At 66.9% G+C, this 1236-nt stretch carries 1 protein-coding gene; it reads right to left on the reverse strand.

Going from position 1 to position 1236, the window contains the following annotated elements; all coding sequences use genetic code 11:
• Nucleotides 1-1236, reverse strand: a 1236-nt coding sequence (locus tag RJ1_RS44970; RefSeq protein ID WP_255284982.1) for an ATP-binding protein, incomplete at both ends; no start/stop codon positions are given.

Raw genomic sequence — 1236 nt, forward strand, 5'->3', positions numbered from 1 at the left:
CCCCTCGTTGTAGAGGCCCTGGGAGCCCCAGAACAAAAACAGTGCGGCAGCGGTGCGCAGACCACCGACGGGATCGTCGTCGACCCCGAATTCGAGGGCCTCCCGCAGATTCGGCTGTTCCCGCTTCAGCCGGGCGATCCAGTCGAGTTGTCGGGCGCTGATCCACTCGGCCTCCGCATCGAGCGCCAACGCCTCATACCAATTCCGGTGTCGGCGACGCAACGCCAAAGCCTCACCGGACTGCTCGAGCTTCTCGTCACCGTATTCGCGGAGAGTCTGGAGCATCCGGAAAAGCACCACCGACCCGGATTCCTCCCGGATGAGGATCGACTTCTCCACCAACGAGGTCAGCGTGTCCAGCAACTCGCCCGAGGCCAGATCGGCGCCGCACACCTGCTCCGCGGCATCGAGTTCGAAGCACCCGGCGAACACCGCCACCCGCCCCCACACCAGTTGTTCACGTGCGGTGCACAACTCGAAGCTCCAGTCGATACACAACCGCAGGGTCTGTTGCCGCGTCGGCGCACCCCGGTTGCCGCGGGTCAGCAGGGTGAAGCGGTCGGTCAGCCGCTCGAGGATCTGTTCGGGCGACATCGCCCGCAGCCGCGCCGCCGCCAATTCGATCGGCAGCGGCAATCCGTCGAGGCGGTGACAAATCCCCGCCACCGCCGCCGCGTTCTCCTCGGTGAGCGCGAATCCCGGAACCGCGGCAGCACCGCGTTCGACGAACAACGACACGGCATCGTATCGGGACAACCCGCGCAGTGAGGGCCGCCGTTCCGGATCCGGTACAGCCAGCGGAGGGACCCGCAGCACCGCTTCCCCACCGATGACCAGGGGTTCGCGGCTGGTGGCCAGAATCCGCAGGCCCGGGCACACCCGTAACAGTGTCTCGGCCAGTTCCGCCACGGCGTCCACCATGTGCTCACAGTTGTCGAGGACCAACAGCAGTTGCCGCGGCACGAGAAACTCGATCAGGACTTCACGCAACGGCCTCGCCGAGTGGTCTCGCAATCCCAGTGCGCCGGCCACTGCGTCGACCAGCGACGACTCGTCGCGCAGTTCACCCAAGCCGACGAGCCGCACACCGTCGGCGTAGTCGCGCCGGACACTTGCCGCCACCCGCATCGCCAGCCGTGTCTTGCCCACGCCCCCGATCCCGATCAACGTCACCAGCCGGGACCCGGCCAGCAGGTTCTTCGCCTCGGTGAGTTCGTGTCGGCGGCCGACGAAACT

This window comes from Rhodococcus jostii NBRC 16295 (genome assembly GCF_001894825.1).
Classification (GTDB): Bacteria; Actinomycetota; Actinomycetes; order Mycobacteriales; family Mycobacteriaceae; genus Rhodococcus_F; species Rhodococcus_F jostii.